Raw genomic sequence first — 17993 nt, 5'->3', positions numbered from 1 at the left:
ATGATCCCGTCCGCGCGATCTGTTGCCCACCGTCCTCGCCGGGCCGAATGGCGGTGATCAGTCGCAGTCGCAAGGGCAGATCATCGGGCATCTCCCGGATCGCCGACTGGAATTGCGCCAGCGACAGCACACCCGTCGACGCAGCTGAACGATCTGTCCATCTTCCTCCCAGACACCGGGCGCGTAGTCCAGTCCGACCACGACCGTCCCCTCGCCTCGGCCGCTCTCGGCTCGGTAGGCGGCGATGGCAACCTGTTCATCCCCCGCGTCGGCGTCTCCGGGACGAACCGCGGTGAGGAACCGCAGCGGCATTCCCGGCGCCGGGCACGAGGAGTCGTCCACGGTCTGCACGGCCGCCTTCACCTCACCGCAGACCAGCACCTTCCCCGGCACGAACACGCAGTCCCAATCCGCGTCGCCCCCGGGCACCAGCATCACCCGGTTCCCTGCATCACGATCCTCGGCGGCCACCCGCACCCGAGTGCGTGGTTGCCCGCCCCATCCACGCCGGTCGGACAGGAGCGCGCCCTGATCACCGTCTCCGACCAGAACGGCTTCGCCACCGGCGACATCCCTGAGTGCCCACCGAACTTCAGCACAAACACACCCACTCCCCCCAATTTACTCACGACTGTTGACAAGATCGAGCCTGACGGCAATCCTATCCCCTAGGGAGTCAACGAGCGTGACCCGCTCCGGGATGCGGGTGCGCTGGACTTCCCAGGCGGCCCACCACGCGCGACGGGTCGCCGACGTTCGGGGGGCGGTTGCTGGGGAGGGCGCCGCCTCCCGAACCGTCGGACTCGCGGATAGAAAGGCACCTGCTTCATGCTGAACAGCATCCTGTCCATTGCGGACGATCTGTTCCGAGATAAGCAGCGCCACGGTAGCGACGCCGGAACGGTCACACTCGACGAGATCGCCGCAACCGTCGGCATCAAGACCGAACACCTCCTCACCTACTTCGAGACCACCGACGAGATCCGGCGAGAGCTCGACGCCCGCCACCGGTCAGCACCCCCGTCCAACCCCGGAAATGGACTGAGAAGGCAGACCAATGCGGTGTTCTGATATCCACCTGCTCGGCGCCGGGGCGGCGCTGGGGAAGCTGGTGCCCGTCACCGAACTCGACCCCGAGGGAACGAAGCTCGATCCGGCGACCGGTCAGCGATCGATCTCAATCGCCGCAGGAGCGTCCGGCCCGCAGCTCGCGATCGACGCCGCCCGCCAGGCGCTCGTCACGAGCGCGATGACCGGACAGAACACCCTGCCCAATCCGCGATTCCATTTGCACGCCGCGATCTGGCGCGGCAGCCGCGGAATAGACTTCTGGTCGCGCGCCTCGTACGTGCATCGCGCCCTCGGGCTTCCTCCCGACTCCGGTATCACCACCGAACTCAACGGGATGTCCAACTCGATCATCGGTGGCCTCGACGTCACCGCCCGGCTGCTCAGCGGGAGCCCCGATCTCGACAGCGTCCTGCTCACCGGGGGCGAGGTCTTCGGCGCCCCGGCCTTCGACCACCTCAGCACGCAAGCCGGAATCGCCTACGGCGACGGCGGATCCGCCGCCATCATCGGCCGCCGGCCCGGGCTCGCGCAGCTACTGGCCGTCAGCTCGTGGAAGGACCCCACCCTCGAGGGCCTGCACCGCGGCCACGCGCGCATGATTCCGCCCGGCAGCATCGAGGTCGGCACCGAAGACGTCGGCGCCCGGATGACCGAATACCTCCACGCCCACGACGCGCAGTCCGTGATCACGCGCAACACCGTGGGCGTGACGCGCGTCGTCGACCATGTTCTACAAGAGACCGGAGTCGGCCTCGCCGATCTCACCTGGGTACTCCTCCCCCACTACGGCCACGCCCTGCTCGCCGGGCAATGCCTCACACCCCTCGGCCTGACGCCAGAACGGACACTGCAGTTCGCCGGCGACCAATGGGGACACATCGGCCCCAACGACCAACTGATCGGGCTGGTCCATCTCCTCGCCCGGCGCGCGGTACAGCCCGGCGACCTGGTGCTTCTCGTCGGGATCGGCGTCGGCATGACATGGAGCTGCGCCCTATTGCGGATCTCCCACGTGCCCGCCGAAATGCACGCCCACGCGCCACCGCTGCGGTGGCCCTGGCGTACCAGCGACGACCAGGACGCCGGGCACCCGAATCGGGGACAAGCCAATACATCCCGCCAGACGCAGGAGGTGATCGCTCAGCCCGCACCACCGCAGCGAAGCCATTGACACCCAAACCAACGACCACACGATGTTTCGGGGAGGAACACCAATGAGACATACCGCATTCCGGGCCAAAGCGGCCGTCGCGCTCCTGACATTCGGCGCGCTCGCCATCGGCGGAACGCTGGCCACCGGCGCCACCGCGCTCGCGGCAGCTCAGCCTGACGGCACCCGGATCCACTCCGTTCCCGCGAACCGCGAGCTGGACGTCACGCCCGCGAACCGGGAACTGGGCATCGCTCCGGACAACCGGGAACTGGGCATTACGCCAGATGGGACCCGGATTTCGTGATCCAACAACCGGGTGGCGCGGGCCCGGCGCAACAACCGACCTGCGCTACCCGGTCTCAGCACCCCGATCACGCCGAAGCCTCCGAGAGACACCCGCAGCGGGCCAAATCACCGAACGTGCCGGTACAGCCCAGCGACGGACTCGCTGTCCTCGCCGCGCATATCGACGAGTCCGCGGTACGACTGTCCGCCGGATTCAGGGTCTACGGTCTCGCCGCCGTCCTGACCTCCACCAGCGAACACGCGCGAATCGTCAGCGCACTACACGAGCTTCGCCTGCCCGGACGTACCTTCCTGCACCACTACGACGAAACCCCGGAACGCCGATGTCAGATCGCCGAAGCCGTCGCCAACCTTGCCCTCGACGGTGCCGTCATACTCACCGAGGCCACCACCGACCAGCATCAGGAGCGCGCCCGCGCACACCTGCTTACCCAGATGTTGCCCCGGCTCCAATACGTCGAGCAGGTCAGCAACGTCGTCATCGAATCCCGCGCCGGCTCCGACAAACACGACCGGCGCGTCCGAGACAGGTTGCGCCGCTCCCGCCACATCACCGCGGATCTACGCGTGAACCACGCCCGCAAACAAACCGACCCACTGCTGTGGATACCCGACTTCGTGGTGGGCGCGTGGTTCTCCGCCCGATACCACCAGGAGGCCGCTCCGTGGGCGACACTGTCCGCATCGCACTACATCGAGGTCACCGGGGCACAAGATGGCCTCAGATAACGCGAAACCCGGAGTCCCACGACAACGCGGGCGCATCCGGGCTCACTTCCAACCGTGTCCGCAGACCGGCGGCATCGCTGTCCAAGATACCCCTCCCAGCTGGAAACCCCAAACTCGCCTCGCCCCCATGGGCCATACCTCGCTCGTGCCGACTTCACGGATCCCCCGCCACGCTCGCATCACGAGCTCACCAAGGAACAGTCACGCATGGTGATACTCCGGGATCTATCAAAGTACTCACGTCCCCGTGCCCGCGGCGATGGCGCGTCCGAGCCGGGCCTGCCATATCGTCCAATACTGCCGACCGAGGAACCCTGGGTAACTCCCACCACGCCGGGCACGACCGTCGTCCTCCAGCGATGCGACCGCAACGAACCATTCCACATCCCACCGACGAAACCCCGGTGGTGGCAACGGATTCCCATGACCCGCCCGGCCCTTACCAACGGATCTCTGCCGACCAGCACCCCAACTAGGCATTCAAGGACACGCCATGCAACATCCCACCAGACTGATCCTGCCTGTGGTGTTCGCGGCCGCAATCACCCTAGGGCTCATCCTGGCCATAGCTCCAGCCAAGGCATCTGAAACCTTCGTGCGACGCCGTCAGGCCCGACACGCGGCCAACCGCCGCTCGGCCACCAGTCACACGCGCGCAGGTGACTGCTGCCCGCCTCGGCGCCGAGGACGCGCACAACACCGCATTCCCCGTGGTGAATCACGGAGGAAGGCCTGGCTCGCTAGATTTGTGCGACTTTGCCACGTCGGCGAGCCACGGGCCGATCGTAACGTCGCTAGGGCGGCCCGCGAGTTCGTCCAGCAGGCCCCGCCCCGTCAGCGTGGGCGGCACCGCCGACCGCACGAAGGCCTCAGCCCGCACCGCCTGTCACCGAAATTCGCAATCCTGCGATCATTTCGGAGAGCGCAGCGCCACGACATTCTGGCCAACAGGAGCTGAACAGCCCGCACATCCGTGCGTATCTGACTTACCCGACGCCCCGAAGCCGCGGACATCTGCAGCACACCATTTTGCGCTTCCCTGTGAGGTGCCGAGTCGTAACGCCACCGCGGCCCCACCAGATTCAGCCCACGTCCGACGGCACAGCCCCGTGTCGACCGTCCCCAAAGGAGAGTCTGTGACCTAACCATTCTCCATAATCCGCATAGGGATTCCCGGTACGCGGTAACAAGGCCCGCGCCATCGCGGGCGCGGGCCTTGCACACTCAACTGTCAGCGAGTCTCTGCCAAGATCGCCGACTGCCGTTCCACCGCGCTGGCCGAAGCTCACATCCGGGCGTCCCGAAACGCTGCGAAACATTGGGAAACGCTGTGACAAGCTGTTCTCAGGGTAGCGCACGCTCTGATGAAGCGGCAACACACGCCGCCCCTCGTGGCCAACCCGCCGCCTGTGCGCTTCACACCGAGTTGGACTCCGTCTTGTTCCGCCGGCCATTCGTCCTCATTGCGGCCGACAACTCACCGGTGGGCACGGCCAGCACGCTGTCCGACGTACAACGAGCGATGGCCGACTGGCCTGACGCCACCACGGTCGCGGGCACACTCACCGTCGGCGTTTCCGGAGTGGACATCGATCTCCCTCCCAGGATCGAACCTGAGGCCGGCCGCGCCGCCAGTGACTCCCTCCTCGCTTGGTGCGACGGGTATGGCCTTCCACGACTGTTGCGGGCATCAGGCAGGACCGGCCATCGGCATCTCATCGCCGCCATCCCGCCCGTGCTGACAAAGCAATTCCGGCGCATGACGACAGAGGCTGCGGTCCGCCACGGCGTGTCCATCACCGTCCGAACAACCTCGAGGCTGCTCACCGCTCCCCACCGCCTGGGCCTGCCATCGCCGGTTCTCGACAACACGTTCCACCCCGACGATGCCGCGAGATTCACATCGTCGCCCCTGCACGAAGCGGCGAGCAGCCGCATGCACCGCTTCCCACGTCGCCGAGCTCGCCGCCACTCTCCCCACCAATCCAGTCGATCCGAACGCGAGTTCGGAGACGCGCTCGCTCGCGCACGCGCACAGTGGACGACCCGGCGAGCCTGGAACGCAGCCAACCTCCGCGGTAGCAAGGCCGCCGAGATCGGCGAGCGCGCATGGCGCAGATGGATCTGGTCCCCTGCCGTGACGATCGCGGCCGCCGAACAGGGAACGACTGAAGAGCAAGCGTGGCGCCGATTCCGCGAAGCATCGCCACCCCAAGCCTCCTTCCTCGGCCATGACCGCTGGCGTGTATCACGGTAGCTACCAGCGCTGGAGGAGGCGCGTCGACAGCGACCGCGCCGACTCAACACGAGGAGCCACGAGAATTTCTCCCGCTCTGCGCCCACAGAATCCACATGCGCGTACCGCAACCGCCTGATCACCACGATCAGCGAGGTGCTTCTCGCGACCGCCCGTAAACACATCGACGGGCGAGATCGGCTCCCCGGCGGGGTCAGACCCAGAAGCCTGTTCGCCGCCCTGCATGCCCTCGCCGCCCCCATCGCCCACCGCGGCGGTTCAATCTCCACCCGATCCTGGGCAGAAGCCGCATTGCTCGATCCGAAAACGATTCGCAGAGCTCGCGACGCCGCACTCGAGCTGGGAATCATCCGCCGAGCACGAAAATACGACAGTGGCAGCACGGACTCCGACGCGTGGCTCCCCGCACCCGACCTAGCGAACGAGATCAAACAGCAGAGACGAAATTCCCCCACTGGAAGGTACGCCCCCGCCCCGGCACCGCGCGGTGCTGCCGACCTCGCCCGTCTTCGCCGCACACACGACCAAGAGCGCAACTCCTGGCGCCTGCGCTGCCAGCGCCACAACCTCCACACCATCAACCGCCTCATGAATTCCACGCCCTCGATAGCGAGAGTTCTCTCCTCGCTGTACCATCAGCGATCCTGGTGGCAGGCGCTCACCTCAGACGAGCAACGGGCCCGACGTGCGGCGAGGCGAACTCAGCTAAGGCGGATGTGTCGCACCCACCAAGCCGCGTGGATCGACTGGCTGAGCCGCCGACGGGTTCTCACCGCAGCTGCCGACAGAGTTGCTTCAGGGACCGCAACATCCGGAGACTGGACCGTCCTCGCTTCCGCACCGCAATCCTTCCACCAAGGGATGCGTGCCCCCGTTTGGCGATGCAATGAACCTTCCAAATCGCCCCATGGACACTCACGCTAGTTGACAAAACGGGGGTATCCGCGCATCTTGGTTTGTAAAGGGTTCACTTGCGTGACCGTACCGAGGCGGGCGCGCTGCCGGGGCAGACGGGCCGGGCATCCCGGCAGAGTCGGCGCGCTTCCCGCAGTAAGCAGTCAATTTACGACAAGGGGTCGATGATGCGCGGAGGGTGATGTAGGTATATGACCCCGGCCACGTTCTACCAGTTCGATCCGCACGCCTGTCGCTGAGAGTTGCACACCTCCCCGCATCTTTCGCAACGCTACTCACCAAGCGCACGCATGATCCCGGCATTCCCGGCCACGCAGTGTTTCGGCACGGGCGCTGCCGCTCGTGCCGAACAACGCAGCGCTATGAACCTGCAGCAGATCTGGCAGAACCTCCGGCGCACAAAGCTCTGAACATCAACGATCTTCTGGAGCTAGCGATCATGACGAGGCACCACCCACCAGAGCCGTTATGGATCCCCGAGGACCTGTCAGCCTTCCTTAAGCTACCCGAAAAGACCCTGACGAAATGGCGCAGCGACGAGCAGGCCCACACCCTGGATCAAGATCGGCAACCATATCCGGTATGGACCGCGAACGGTGGCCAACCGGTCGGTACAACACGCCTAGAACTCCGGGCCCACTGGATTCCGGGCGGGCGTGGCCGGGCCCAGCACAGCGGACCCGCCGGGTTTGTCAAGCCCGCAACACCACCAGTCCGGTCGCGACACGAGGAGGCGGGCTTGACAAACCCGCGGCGCGGGTCCGCTACGGGGCTCCCGTCCACGCCCGCCCCGAAATCCAGACAGGTGGAATTCAGCGAAGCCTTCGCTTGTCCAACGACAGGACGGCATGCCCGTGACTACCACGACACCCGTACGAATAGGCCGACAACGAACGACTCAACTGGCCCACCACCGATCCGCACACCACGAACCGAGGCAGCGGTCGCAGGGTCGCCCAACCTTCCCGCCAATTCCAGGAGCCCAAGCAATACCCACATCGCTTGGAGCGCAAGCGATCACCAGTCAGATGACTAGCGGCACCGTCGAACACAACGCGGCGCCGCGAAGGTAACCCTGCGGCCAGCCGGGCGACCTGCGCCTGCAGCCACAACAATCCCCGGCGCCGCGCGAGTGTCGGGCTTTGCGCCGTGCCACAAATGCGTCCCTCCCCAACGCAATCTGCCTAGTCCCAAGGCATTTGTTTCGCGCTGACCGCAGCGCTCCAGGAGGTGACGACACCCATGACCACGAGCGGCAACAGCAAGCCCCATCGTGACGCCGATGCCCTGCCGCGGCGCGCGTGGAAGCCGAAGGAAGTGTCCATACAACTCGGCATTCCCTACGAGACCGTGCTGGGCCTCATCCACGACGGGAAACTCGGCGCTGTCCCCGCTGGACGATATTACCTCATCCCAGACTTCGAATTAGAGAGGTACTTGCAGACAGCGCGCCCCCCGAAAGAAGCCGACTCGCCTGACCAAGCAGGCCGAGCAAATATCACACGCCTCACCCGAGAACCGCGCCAGTGAGCTTTGCCCGAACAGCCTGACAGTCAAATCCCTGAACACGAACCCACGCGGCCACCTCACCGCGAAACCCTCCCGCGAACTTCCCGCCCCACACCGCACGAGTCACTAGATGCGGAATCCAACAGAACACCGCCGTTATTCCCTTCTGCCTCTGGGGGTGATGACCCATCGGAAGGCCACCGACCCCAGTCGGAACACACGGAAACATCAAAGCCACACAACTCGACCCTAACCGCTGGATAGCAAAAGCCCGCATCCGCATGGGCAACGGCTCCTCCAAGCTGGTCGAGCGAACCCGCGGCACCAAAACCAAAGCGACCAACGCACTGAAGGAGAGACTTCAAGAACTCGCCAAAGAAATAATCGCCGGCGAAATCGCCAGCGACACACGCTTCGCCAAAATCTGCGACCTCTGGCTGGAAGAACTCAAACGAGAGTACAAGCTCGCCGGCAAGTCACCCCAAACTCCACGCCTGTACGAGGGCTACGTCCGCAACTGGATCAAACCTCACCTGGGGGAACTGCAGGCCCGCGAGATCAGGGCAATGGCCTGCAACCGCCTGATCCAGAAGGGCCGGGACAAGAGCTTCGAGACCGCGAAATCACTGAGGGCGGTGCTCTCCGGAATCTGCGCCTTCGCCGTGCGGTTCGGCGCGATGGACGTCAACCCCGTGAAGTCGACATCCCGACTCGCCAAGGGCAAGAAGAGGGACGTCAAGGCCATGACGCTCGAACAGCGTCACGATCTCCTGACCAAACTGGAGGAGTACGGCCGCAAGCGGAGCGTCGACGCGAAAGGCCGCAGCCTCGGACGCCGTGCACAGGTGTGGCAGGACCTGCCCGACATCGTCCGCGCGATGCTGGCCACCGGGTCCCGCCTCGGCGAACTACTCGCACTGGACGGCGACGAAATCGAGCCTTCCAAGAAGACCGTCCTGCTCGGCCACCACATCGTGCGGGAACCGGGTGTGGGCCTGCTGAGGATGGACGGCCGCAAGGGCGGCGAACCCGGACTCCTGCTCCGTGCGCCCGACTGGTCGGTACCCATGTGGCGACGGCGGAAACTCGCCTCCGGTGGCGGTCCGCTGTTCCCCTCCTGGAACGGAGAGTGGCAAGACCCGGGGAACGTGATCAAGCGTATCCGGCAGGCGATGGACGAGTGCGGGTTCGAGTGGGTCACCTCGCACGTATGGCGCAAGACGGTGGCAACCGTGCTGGACGAGGCGGACCTGCCCACCACCGCGATCGCCGACCAACTGGGCAACACGACGAAGGTGGTCGAGGAGCACTACCGGGCCAAGCGTGTAGCGAACGAGGCGACCGCGGACGCGCTGGAAAATATCCTGCGTGACGACGACGGCGGCCAGCACGGCGAGGAGGCCGAAGCCGAGTGAATTTGTTGGGTTTTTGTTGGGTCGGGGGTTTGTCGATCTTGAAAGCAAAAGCCCCAGGCCTGTGACCTGGGGCTTTGCTCCCCCGGCTGGACTCGAACCAGCAACCCTTCGGTTAACAGCCGAATGCTCTGCCAATTGAGCTACAGGGGAATGCTCTGGTGTCGGGCGGATCGCTCTGTCCGACGGATAGGAACTCTAACGCATGCCCGATCGGCGGGTTGCACCCACCCCGGTCAGTCCGGCGTCGGCGCGGTCCTCCGGACTGATGGACAATGTGTACAGCAGCTGAACACCGAGAGGAGGCGCAGCGAGAGCATGAAGACTTTTCTGCTTGGCGCGGCCGTGGGCTACGTGCTTGGCGCGAAGGCCGGGCGGGGGCGCTACGAGCAGATCGTGCGCACCTACCGCAAGGTCGCCGACCACCCGGCGGTCCAGGGCGCCGCCGGCATCGCCCGGGCCAAGATCGGCGAGAAGGTGGGCGATCGGCTCCCGTTCGCCCGCAAGGAGGGCTAGGGGACCCTGGCGACGGCGAACACCCGGCGGAACGGGAACCACGTGGTGCCGTCCGGGCGCGGCGGGTACGCCTCGTCGAGCAGCGGGGCGAGCTGCTCCCGGAACCGTTGCCAGGCATCTTCGGCCAGCGCCGCCCTGATCGGGCGCAGGGCGGTACCGGTGATCCACTCGAGCACCGCGTTCTCGCCGGTGAGGCGCTGCAGATACGTCGTTTCCCAGGCGTCGACCACGCAACCCGCCCCGGCCAGCAACTCCGCGTAACCCGCCGGATCGTCCACGGCGTCCTCGCCGCGCAGGTTCACCCCGGCGAGCTCCGGCCACTCCGCCGCCACCTGCCGCGCCAGCACGTGCGACGGGGCGCCCAGATTGCCCGGCACCTGCATCGCGAGCCAAGCGCCTGACGGCAGCTGCCTCGCCCAGCGGCGCAACAGCTCACGGTGATCGGGCACCCACTGCAGCACGGCGTTCGTGATCACCACATCGGCGTCCCCGGCGGGCACCCAGTCGTGCACGTCGAGTAACCGCGCCCGCACGCCCGCGGCCTGGGCGGCACGCACCATTTCGGGTGAACTGTCCCCCGCTTCCAGCTCCGCGTCCGGCCACCGCTGCGCGAGCGCCGCCGTGAGGTTCCCCGGGCCGCACCCCAGGTCCACCACCCGGCGCGGGCTGATCGCGCCCACCCGGGCGGTGAGGTCGAAGAACGGGCGGCCCCGCAGGTCGGCGTAGTCGAGGTACTTGCCCGGATCCCACATGGCGCCTCCCAGTTTCACAGTACGCCCGTACTGCTAGCTACTCAGTACGAGCGTACTGCTAACTCGGAGGGTTGGCCAGCTTCGCCGCGGCCTCCCGAGCGATCGCGGCGACGACGTCCGGATCGGTCCCCGGATCGGGACGCACCTGGAGCACGGTCCCATCGCGGCCCGGCACCTTGCGCTGGACGAACCAGGCGCCACCGGAGGCGAACTCCTCGCGATGCCGCGACCGGATCGAACCGTCGACCCGTTGCCGCACCATCAGCGGCACCTTGCCGGGCCTGGTCACGGTGAACCGGACGGGGTCCCGGTCGGCGAGCACCACGAACGCACCCGCGTCACCGGTTTCCTCGGCCTCGGTGACGGTCAGGGTCTCGTCGCGCCAGGCCGCCTTGCTGATCAGGTGCCACCCGATCCGGCGGGCCCCCTCGCCCGCGGGCACCCACAGGCCCAGCGCGGTCACCACGAGATGGCCGCCCCCGCTCACCGGCGCGCTGGCCAGTGCGCTCTCCTCGGGGTCGAGGGAGCCGGGAAAACCCTCCGGCAACCGGTCGCCGAACAACCGGTTGACCAGTTCAGTCCAGCCCACCGATCGCCTGCTCCCGCAACGCCTTCCGGTACTGCTCCAACGCCACCAGGTCACCGAACAGCGCCCGGTATTCCTCGGCCGCGTCGACCGGCGACAACCGCTGCAGCTTCGACTTGATCTCGGCGATCTGCCGGCCCACCAGGTTCTCCTGCACCGCGGCGAGCACGCCGCCGACATACCGGGAGTCGGCCTCCCCCTTGGCGTGCAACGGTTCCACCGAAAGTTCGCTGAGCACGGTCCGCGCGATCCCCTGCGGGCAGTGCGGGGTCGCCGCGTCGATCAGCGCCGGACCGGTCAGCCCGGAGGCCACGCCACCGGCGGTCCGGATGGCGCGGTGCACCACGACATAGGTGGGATGGGTGAACGCTTCTTCCGGCAGGGCGTCGAATTCCGGCCCGGCGAGCGCGGGCTCCTGCAGGGCGGCCTTGAGGGCTTCCCGCTGGGCGGAGAACTTCGGATCGCCGGGCGCCGGCCGGGTGAGCCCGCCTTCGCCATCGGATCCGTTGACCCGCTTGGCCGACCGCGCCGGGGCGCGCTTGTCGGACGCGCCCGCCGCACCCCGCACCCGGCTGACGACCTGGCCGGGATCCTGCCAGCCGACCCACCAGGAGAGCTTGGTCGCGTACCCGTCCCGGCTGGCCCGGTCCCTGATCCGCGCGACCAGCGGCACGGTCCGCTGCAGCGCCGCGACCTGCCCGTCCACCGAATCCAGGTCGTAGGCCGACAGCATGCTCTTGATCGCGAACTCGAACAGCGGAATCCGCCGGGCGACCAGGTCGCGCACGGCGGCATCGCCCTTGGCCAGCCGCAGCTCGCACGGGTCCATCCCGTCCGGGGCGACCGCGATGTAGGTCTGCCCGGCGAACGTCTGGTCCCCTTCGAACGCCTTGAGCGCCGCCTTCTGCCCCGCCTCGTCGCCGTCGAAGGTGAAGATCACCTCGCCGCGGAACGCGTCGTCGTCCATCAGCAGGCGGCGCAGCACCTTCATGTGGTCCTCGCCGAACGCGGTGCCCGAGGACGCGACCGCGGTCGGCACCCCGGAGGCGTGCATGGCCATCACGTCGGTGTACCCCTCGACGACCACGACCTGGTGCCGCCGGGCGATCTCCTTCTTGGCCAGGTCCAGCCCGAAGAGCACCTGCGACTTCTTGTAGATCGGGCTCTCGCTGGTGTTGAGGTACTTCGCCTCGATCCGGTCGTCGTCGAACAGGCGCCGCGCGCCGAAACCGACGATGTCCCCGCCGACGTCCTTGATCGGCCAGACCAGCCGCCGGTGGAACCGGTCGATCGGACCCTGGCGGCCCTCCTTCACCAGCTGCGCCTTGAGCAGCTCGGTGAGCTCGAAACCCTTGTTCAGCAGGTGTTTGGTCAGCTTGTCCCACCCCGCCGGGGCGAAACCGCAGCCGAACGTCTTCGCGGCGACCTGGTCGAAACCCCGCTCGCTGAGGAAGTCCCGGGCCGCGCGTGCCTCCGGGGTGTGCAACTGCTCGGCGTAGAACTCCTGGGCGACCCGGTGCGCCTCGACCATCCGGGCGCGGGTGCCGCGGTCGCGCTGGACGCTTCCGCCGCCGCCCTCGTAGGTGAGCCGGAAACCCACCCGGTCGGCCAGCCGCTCGACCGCCTCGACGAACGAGACCATGTCCATCTTCATGATGAACTTGATGACGTCGCCGCCTTCACCGCAGCCGAAGCAGTGGTAGGTGCCATGGGTGGGCCGCACGTTGAACGACGGGGTCTTCTCGTCGTGGAAGGGGCACAACCCCTTCAGCGAACCGCCCCCGGCCCGCCGAAGCGCGACGTACTCGCCGACGACCTCGTCGATCCGGTTGCGGTCGCGCACCTCGGCGATATCGCTTTCCCGGATCCGACCTGCCACGGGGACGAGTCTAGTGCGGGGCCGTGCGGCACACTGTGACGGGTGAGCACCGTCCCGCACCAGCTCGACGCCCTGGCCGAAGAGTTCGCCGGCCTGCGGTCGCATCTCATCGCGGTGGCCTACCGGCTGACCGGTTCGGTGGCCGACGCGGAGGACGCGGTGCAGGAGTCGTGGCTGCGGCTGTCCGGGCTTTCGGCGGCGAAACGCGCCGAGATCGAAGACCGCAAGGGGTGGCTGACCACCGTGGTCGGCCGGATCTGCCTGGACCGGCTGCGTTCGGCCACCGCCCGGCGGGAGCGGTACGTCGGCCAGTGGCTGCCCGAACCGATCGTCACCCCGCTGGGCGGCACCCCGGGCGAGGACCCGCTGGAGGTCGCGGTCCGCGACGAAGGCGTGCGGCTGGCGGCGATGGTGGTGCTCGACAAGCTCACCCCGGAACAGCGGGTGGCCTTCGTGCTGCACGACGCGTTTTCGGTGCCCTACGGCGAGATCGCCGGGATCCTCGGCTGTTCCCCGGACGCGGCCCGCCAGCACGGTTCGCGCGGCCGGCGGGCCCTGGACGACGCCGCGCCCCCGCCGCGCGCCGCGTTCGACGAGCAGCAGGAGATGTTGCAGCGGTTCGTGACCGCCGTGATGACCGGGGACATCCAGGCGGTGGCCGAGGCGCTGCACCCGGACGTGGTCCTCATCGGCGACTCGAACGGCAAGGCCCGCACCACCCGGCAGATCATGGTGGGCGCGGACAAGCTCATCCGCTTCTACCAGGGCCTGCTCAAGAAGTACGCGCCGGGCGCGTTCGGCGTCGCGCGACCGGTTCTGGTCAACGGCGACCTCGGCCTGTACCTGCCCGCCACGCCCGGCGGCGAGGGGTACCTCGACCTCGACACGCACGTGCAGGCGGTGTCGTTCCGCGACGGCAAGGTCGTCGCGGTCTACGACATGTGCAACCCGGACAAGCTCACGCACGTTCCGGCATAGGCACCCGGCAGGCATCGTCGTGAGTGTTTACGCCGGTTTCTAACCGGTCGGAACGCTCACGACTCACCCCACCCGGCGACCAGGTGCCGAACCGATCCGGCCGCGCAAGCGCGGCGCTTCGGCGGGAAAGTGCAGCCGAGGACTCGAAACGCGGGCGCTTTCGGTTACCAGCGGGGCACGCCTCCGCCACTGGGCGCGCCTTCCTTCTGGGCCGAGGTTGCCGATCATCGGGGTCGTGAATGGCTACGCCGGTTAGAACCGGTCGGAACGCTCACGACCCGGGAGTGGCGTCGACGGGGAAGGGCACCCGGCAGGCGTCGCCCGAGGTGAAGCCCTGGTCGGTGATGTCCAGCGCGCTGTTCATCCGGCCGCGCAGGTTCTCCAGCGCCACCAGGTAGGTCAGCTCGAGCACGCCCTTGCGCCCGAACTCCGCCTCGAGCTCGGCGACCTGCTCGTCGGTGACGCTCACCGGCGTGGTGGTCATCGCGTCGGCGTAGGCGAGCGCCAGCCGTTCCTGCCGGGTGAACTTCGGCGAGGTGGCGTAGTCGTCGATCGTCTTCAGGCGGTCGATGTCCAGGCCGGAGTGCAGCTGGAGCATGGTGCCGAAGTCGACGCACCACGAGCAGCCGAGCTGCACGGCCGTCCGGTACACGGCCAGCTCGCGCACGTTCTCCGGCAGCGTTTTCGCCGCCTTCTCGACGAGCATTTCGTGCATACCGCTCACGCGCGTCAGCTTCGGGTGGTGGGCGGACACCGCGAACGGCTCGGGCACCGCGCCGTAACGCTTGCGCGCGAAGCGGTACATCAGCTTGAGCAGCGGTCCGGCGTCCTGAACGGCGACTGCGGGAATGCGCGGCATCGGGTCCTCCTGGGTTCGTTCCTCCGCTTTCACCTGGGGGACGAGACGGCCGCGGAATGTGTGACAGCCTCGGACGACGCCCGGGGTGAGCTGAGCCACGCGCCGAGCATCGCGACCGCCGCCGCGGCGAACACCACGGTCAGCCCGGCCGGGCCGAACCCGCCGGTGGCCAGCAGCGCGACCCAGCCGAACACCGCGGTGCCCAGCACGCCGCCCGCCTGCCGCGCGAAGACGAAGGCGCCCATGGTCACCCCGAGCAGCTCGCGCCGGGCCCGGGCCTGCCCGAGGAGCGGGTAGGCCGACGTGCACAGCCCGAAGGAGGCGCCGAACAGGAGCAGCCCCGGGATCAGCGGCCCCGTGCCCGCCCACGGGGTGAGGGCGATCAGCACCAGCCCGGCCGCACCGAGCGCGCAGCCGAGCCGTCCCCACGGCACCATCCGCGGCCACCGCCGGGCGAGCACCGCGAACGACGTGGACACCACCAGCTGACCGCCCATCAGCACGGTCAGCAGCAGGCCGGTCCGCGCGGAGCCCCCCGCGGAACCGAGGTCGACGACCAGGGAGACGAACGTGAAGGTGCCGTACAGGGCCACCCCGGCGAGCAGGCTCACCAGCACCGAACGCGCGACCACGTGGTCGGCGAACACCTTCGGCGCGAGCAGCGGGCTCGATGAACGTCGTTGCACGGCAACGAAACCAGCCCCGGCGGCGACCGCGAGGACCAGGAGCAAAGGCGTCCACAGTGGACTCCGGCCGAGGCTCTCCACGCTGCCCAGCGCGACCACGATCGTGCCGGTGACCGCGATCAGCAGCGAACCGCGCAGGTCGAACCGCTCGCGCGGGCGGTCGGCGTTCCGGCCGGGCAGCCCGCGCACACCGAGGGCCAGCGCGAGCAGGCAGACCGGCAGGTTGAGCAGGAAGATCCAGCGCCAGCCGGGACCGCCGGCGAGCAGGCCCCCGACCGGCGGGCCGCCGAGGGAGGACACCGCGAACAGCGCGGTCTGCCAGCCCTGGCGCCGGATCAGCTCGTCCTTGGCGAACAGCTCCCCCAGCGCGCTCATCGCGGTGACGATCAGGCCGCTGCCCCCGATCCCCTGCACGGCCCGGGCCGCGATCAGCACCCCGATGTCGGGCGCCGCGGCGCAGGCCGCCGAACCGGCGGCGAACACCGAGACCGAGAACACGAACATCACCCGCCGCCCGTGGAGATCGCCGAGGCGGCCGTGGATGGGCGTGGACACGGTGACGGTCAGCAGGTACGCGGTGGACACGCCGATGATCGCGGTCCCCGCGTGCAGGTCCGCGGCCAGCGCCGGCAGGGCCGCGACGACCACGGTGCCGTCCAGCTGGGCGACGAACATCCCCAGCAGGACCGCGGCGAACGCGAGCTCGCGGGCGAGCGCGGAACGGGCGTAGATTGTGTGCATATCGCACACATTATACGTGCGAAACACACGCATCAAGCGGTGGCGGGCACGGCCGCATGCCAAGATCAGGGGCGTGGCACTATGTCGCACTACTACGCCGCTCGGGTGGCCGAGCACGACACAGACAAGGGGAAAGGCTCGATGCCCGCTGGTGGGGGGCCCGCATTGTTCCGGTTGGTGCGCTTCTGGTCTCGCCGTTGGGCGCCGGACGTGGTCCAGCAGCTCGACGAGAACGCGCCGGAGACCTGGACCGTCCAGAACCTCTTCGTGATCCAGGCGGTCCACGGCGCGGCGGAAGCCGGCGCCGAGGTCACCGTCGCCGAGGTCGCGCGGCAGCTCGGCCTGGACCGTTCGGTGGCCAGCCGCATGATCACCGACGCGATCCGCGACGGCTTCGTGCACCGGGACACCTCCGACCGCGACGCGCGGCGTGCCCAGCTGTCCCTGACCGACGCCGCCAAACCGTTCCTGGACAGCGCGCAGGAACACCAGCAGCGCGCGTTCGACGAACTCGTGGCCCGCTGGCCCGCCGAGGACCGGCGCCGCTTCGCCGGGTACCTGCGCAGGCTGGCGGCCGAGGTGCTGGACGCCCCGGTCGCTAAGCGGTGATCAGACGCACGTCCCAGATCCAGACCCCGTCGACGTACTGCCCGGGCTTGCGCAGCAACAGGTTCACCGTGTTGTACAGCGCCTGCTGGTTCTTGACCGGCGCCAGCACCACCACGTCCGCGCGCCACGCGCGGAGATCGTTCAGCGCGTCCTCGCGTTCGGCGTCCCCGATCGGCGGCACCTCGCCGCGGTCGCGGACCCGCGCGAGCAGGGTCGTGGTCTGGCGCCGCATCGCGCCGTAGCGGCCGCGTTTGTCGTCCGGCCCGTTCGGGCCGACGAAGTACCCGTCGGCGATCGGGAAGCCGAGATCCGCGTCGACCTGCCAGCGCAGGGCCCGGGCGTCCCCGGAGTTCGGCAGCGGTACGGCGACCACCGATCCGCCCGGCCCGACGTACTGCCGCCAGGTGCCCGCGGTGAAGAAGGCGGGCGTCGCCGGGCGCTCCCCGGCTTCCAGCGGGGTCGGCGCGATCGGCACCAGCACCGCGGCCAGCGTGCCGAGCCACAGCAACCGCACCGACGGCGGGGTCGGCATCCCGTCGCCCGGGGTGGACCGAAGCCAGCGCGGCGCGCGGAACCGCGGCGGCGGAGTGAGCGCGAAGACCCGGTCCGTGGCCAGGGCGAGGAGCACGCCGATGGCCGGGACGCAACCGAGCGCGAACCGGGACTCCAGCACGGATTCCAGCAGCGGCAGGTCCGCGAGCCAGGACCACGGCAGCGAGATCCCGGTGGCCTCGTGCGCGACGGTCAGTTCGACCCCGAGCGACAGCACCGCCAGCACGAACATGGCGATCGCGGCCGCGCGGGCCAGGACCTCGCGCCACAGCCAGACCGTGAGCACCAGCATCAGCACGACCAGCGGCCAGCCGAAGAACGCGTTCTCCTCGGTCGGGTTCATCGCGACGTCCTGGGCGACCCCGGCGTCCCCCGCGACGGATTCGCTGGCGAACCGGGTGAACGCGGCGGTGTCGTTGCCCACCGGGCCGTGTTCGAGGGACTGGTAGCTCTGCGGCCCGAAGAACTGCCACCACAACGGAA

General features: G+C 68.3%; 15 protein-coding genes, 1 tRNA gene and 1 pseudogene. 9 read left to right on the top strand and 8 right to left on the bottom strand.

All coding sequences use genetic code 11. The features are described from left to right. Positions 1-57: 57 nt before the first annotated feature. Entirely contained in the window at positions 58-471 is a 414-nt protein-coding gene (locus tag FXO23_RS40835) for a hypothetical protein (protein ID WP_158892551.1), read from the bottom strand. A gap of 357 nt (positions 472-828) precedes the next feature. Here FXO23_RS40835 and FXO23_RS40830 point away from each other — a divergent pair, with 357 nt between their 5' ends. From FXO23_RS40830 to FXO23_RS40805, 6 genes are all read left to right on the top strand, one after another. Continuing rightward, positions 829-1071, top strand: a complete 243-nt coding sequence (locus tag FXO23_RS40830) for a hypothetical protein (protein ID WP_158892549.1) — start codon at positions 829-831, stop codon at positions 1069-1071. Between the two features lie 40 nt (positions 1072-1111). Beyond that, positions 1112-2242: a 3-oxoacyl-[acyl-carrier-protein] synthase III C-terminal domain-containing protein gene (locus FXO23_RS40825; protein ID WP_218952303.1), complete on the top strand. Its 1131-nt coding sequence runs from the start codon at positions 1112-1114 to the stop codon at positions 2240-2242. Positions 2243-2285: 43 nt separating this feature from the next. After that, positions 2286-2528, top strand: a complete 243-nt coding sequence (locus FXO23_RS40820; protein ID WP_158892546.1) for a hypothetical protein — start codon at positions 2286-2288, stop codon at positions 2526-2528. A 116-nt stretch (positions 2529-2644) separates the two neighbouring features. Next, positions 2645-3259, top strand: coding sequence for a hypothetical protein (locus FXO23_RS40815; RefSeq protein ID WP_158892544.1), 615 nt, complete (start codon positions 2645-2647; stop codon positions 3257-3259). 4414 nt (positions 3260-7673) lie between these two features. Further along, complete coding sequence (locus FXO23_RS52775) at positions 7674-7961, top strand: excisionase family DNA-binding protein (RefSeq protein ID WP_158892542.1); 288 nt, start codon at positions 7674-7676, stop codon at positions 7959-7961. 260 nt (positions 7962-8221) lie between these two features. Beyond that, on the top strand, positions 8222-9355 hold the full coding sequence (locus FXO23_RS40805; RefSeq protein WP_158892540.1) for a tyrosine-type recombinase/integrase: 1134 nt from the start codon (positions 8222-8224) through the stop codon (positions 9353-9355). A 77-nt stretch (positions 9356-9432) separates the two neighbouring features. Here the strand turns inward: FXO23_RS40805 and FXO23_RS40800 are convergent. Next, a tRNA-Asn gene (locus FXO23_RS40800) sits at positions 9433-9505 on the bottom strand. A gap of 165 nt (positions 9506-9670) precedes the next feature. On the opposite strand from FXO23_RS40800, the gene FXO23_RS40795 reads away from it, so the two are divergent. Continuing rightward, positions 9671-9868: a hypothetical protein gene (locus FXO23_RS40795; protein ID WP_158892538.1), complete on the top strand. Its 198-nt coding sequence runs from the start codon at positions 9671-9673 to the stop codon at positions 9866-9868. On the opposite strand, the gene FXO23_RS40790 is transcribed toward FXO23_RS40795, so the two are convergent. The 3 genes from FXO23_RS40790 to dnaG are packed head-to-tail and all read right to left on the bottom strand — an operon-like array spanning position 9865 to position 13085. Next, positions 9865-10620, bottom strand: a complete 756-nt coding sequence (locus tag FXO23_RS40790; protein ID WP_158892536.1) for a trans-aconitate 2-methyltransferase — start codon at positions 10618-10620, stop codon at positions 9865-9867. The genes FXO23_RS40795 and FXO23_RS40790 overlap by 4 nt on opposite strands. Before the next feature lie 58 nt (positions 10621-10678). Next, positions 10679-11209, bottom strand: a complete 531-nt coding sequence (locus FXO23_RS40785) for a hypothetical protein (RefSeq protein WP_158892534.1) — start codon at positions 11207-11209, stop codon at positions 10679-10681. Then, positions 11196-13085, bottom strand: a complete 1890-nt coding sequence (gene dnaG / locus FXO23_RS40780; protein WP_179957027.1) for a DNA primase — start codon at positions 13083-13085, stop codon at positions 11196-11198. The genes FXO23_RS40785 and dnaG overlap by 14 nt, the downstream gene beginning before the upstream one ends. Positions 13086-13127: 42 nt before the next feature. Between dnaG and FXO23_RS40775 the strand changes: the two genes are divergently transcribed. After that, on the top strand, positions 13128-14063 hold the full coding sequence (locus tag FXO23_RS40775) for a sigma-70 family RNA polymerase sigma factor (RefSeq protein WP_158892530.1): 936 nt from the start codon (positions 13128-13130) through the stop codon (positions 14061-14063). Between the two features lie 271 nt (positions 14064-14334). Here the strand turns inward: FXO23_RS40775 and FXO23_RS40770 are convergent, their stop codons facing one another. Then, entirely contained in the window at positions 14335-14922 is a 588-nt protein-coding gene (locus FXO23_RS40770) for a carboxymuconolactone decarboxylase family protein (RefSeq protein WP_158892528.1), read from the bottom strand. 29 nt (positions 14923-14951) lie between these two features. After that, positions 14952-16349, bottom strand: coding sequence for an MFS transporter (locus tag FXO23_RS40765; protein ID WP_246258319.1), 1398 nt, complete (start codon positions 16347-16349; stop codon positions 14952-14954). Between the two features lie 141 nt (positions 16350-16490). On the opposite strand from FXO23_RS40765, the gene FXO23_RS40760 reads away from it, so the two are divergent. Next, positions 16491-16958 (top strand): MarR family winged helix-turn-helix transcriptional regulator, encoded by a 468-nt coding sequence (locus FXO23_RS40760; RefSeq protein ID WP_158892526.1) that lies wholly within the window; start codon positions 16491-16493, stop codon positions 16956-16958. On the opposite strand, the pseudogene FXO23_RS40755 reads toward FXO23_RS40760, so the two are convergent. Then, a pseudogene (locus tag FXO23_RS40755) lies at positions 16948-17993 on the bottom strand (glycosyl transferase); the annotation flags it as partial. The gene FXO23_RS40760 and the pseudogene FXO23_RS40755 overlap by 11 nt on opposite strands.

The organism is Amycolatopsis anabasis, assembly GCF_009765355.1.
GTDB classification, from domain to species: domain Bacteria; phylum Actinomycetota; class Actinomycetes; order Mycobacteriales; family Pseudonocardiaceae; genus Amycolatopsis; species Amycolatopsis anabasis.
The sequence above is the reverse complement of the archived record's forward strand: the minus strand, read 5'-3'. Positions and strand labels throughout refer to the sequence as shown.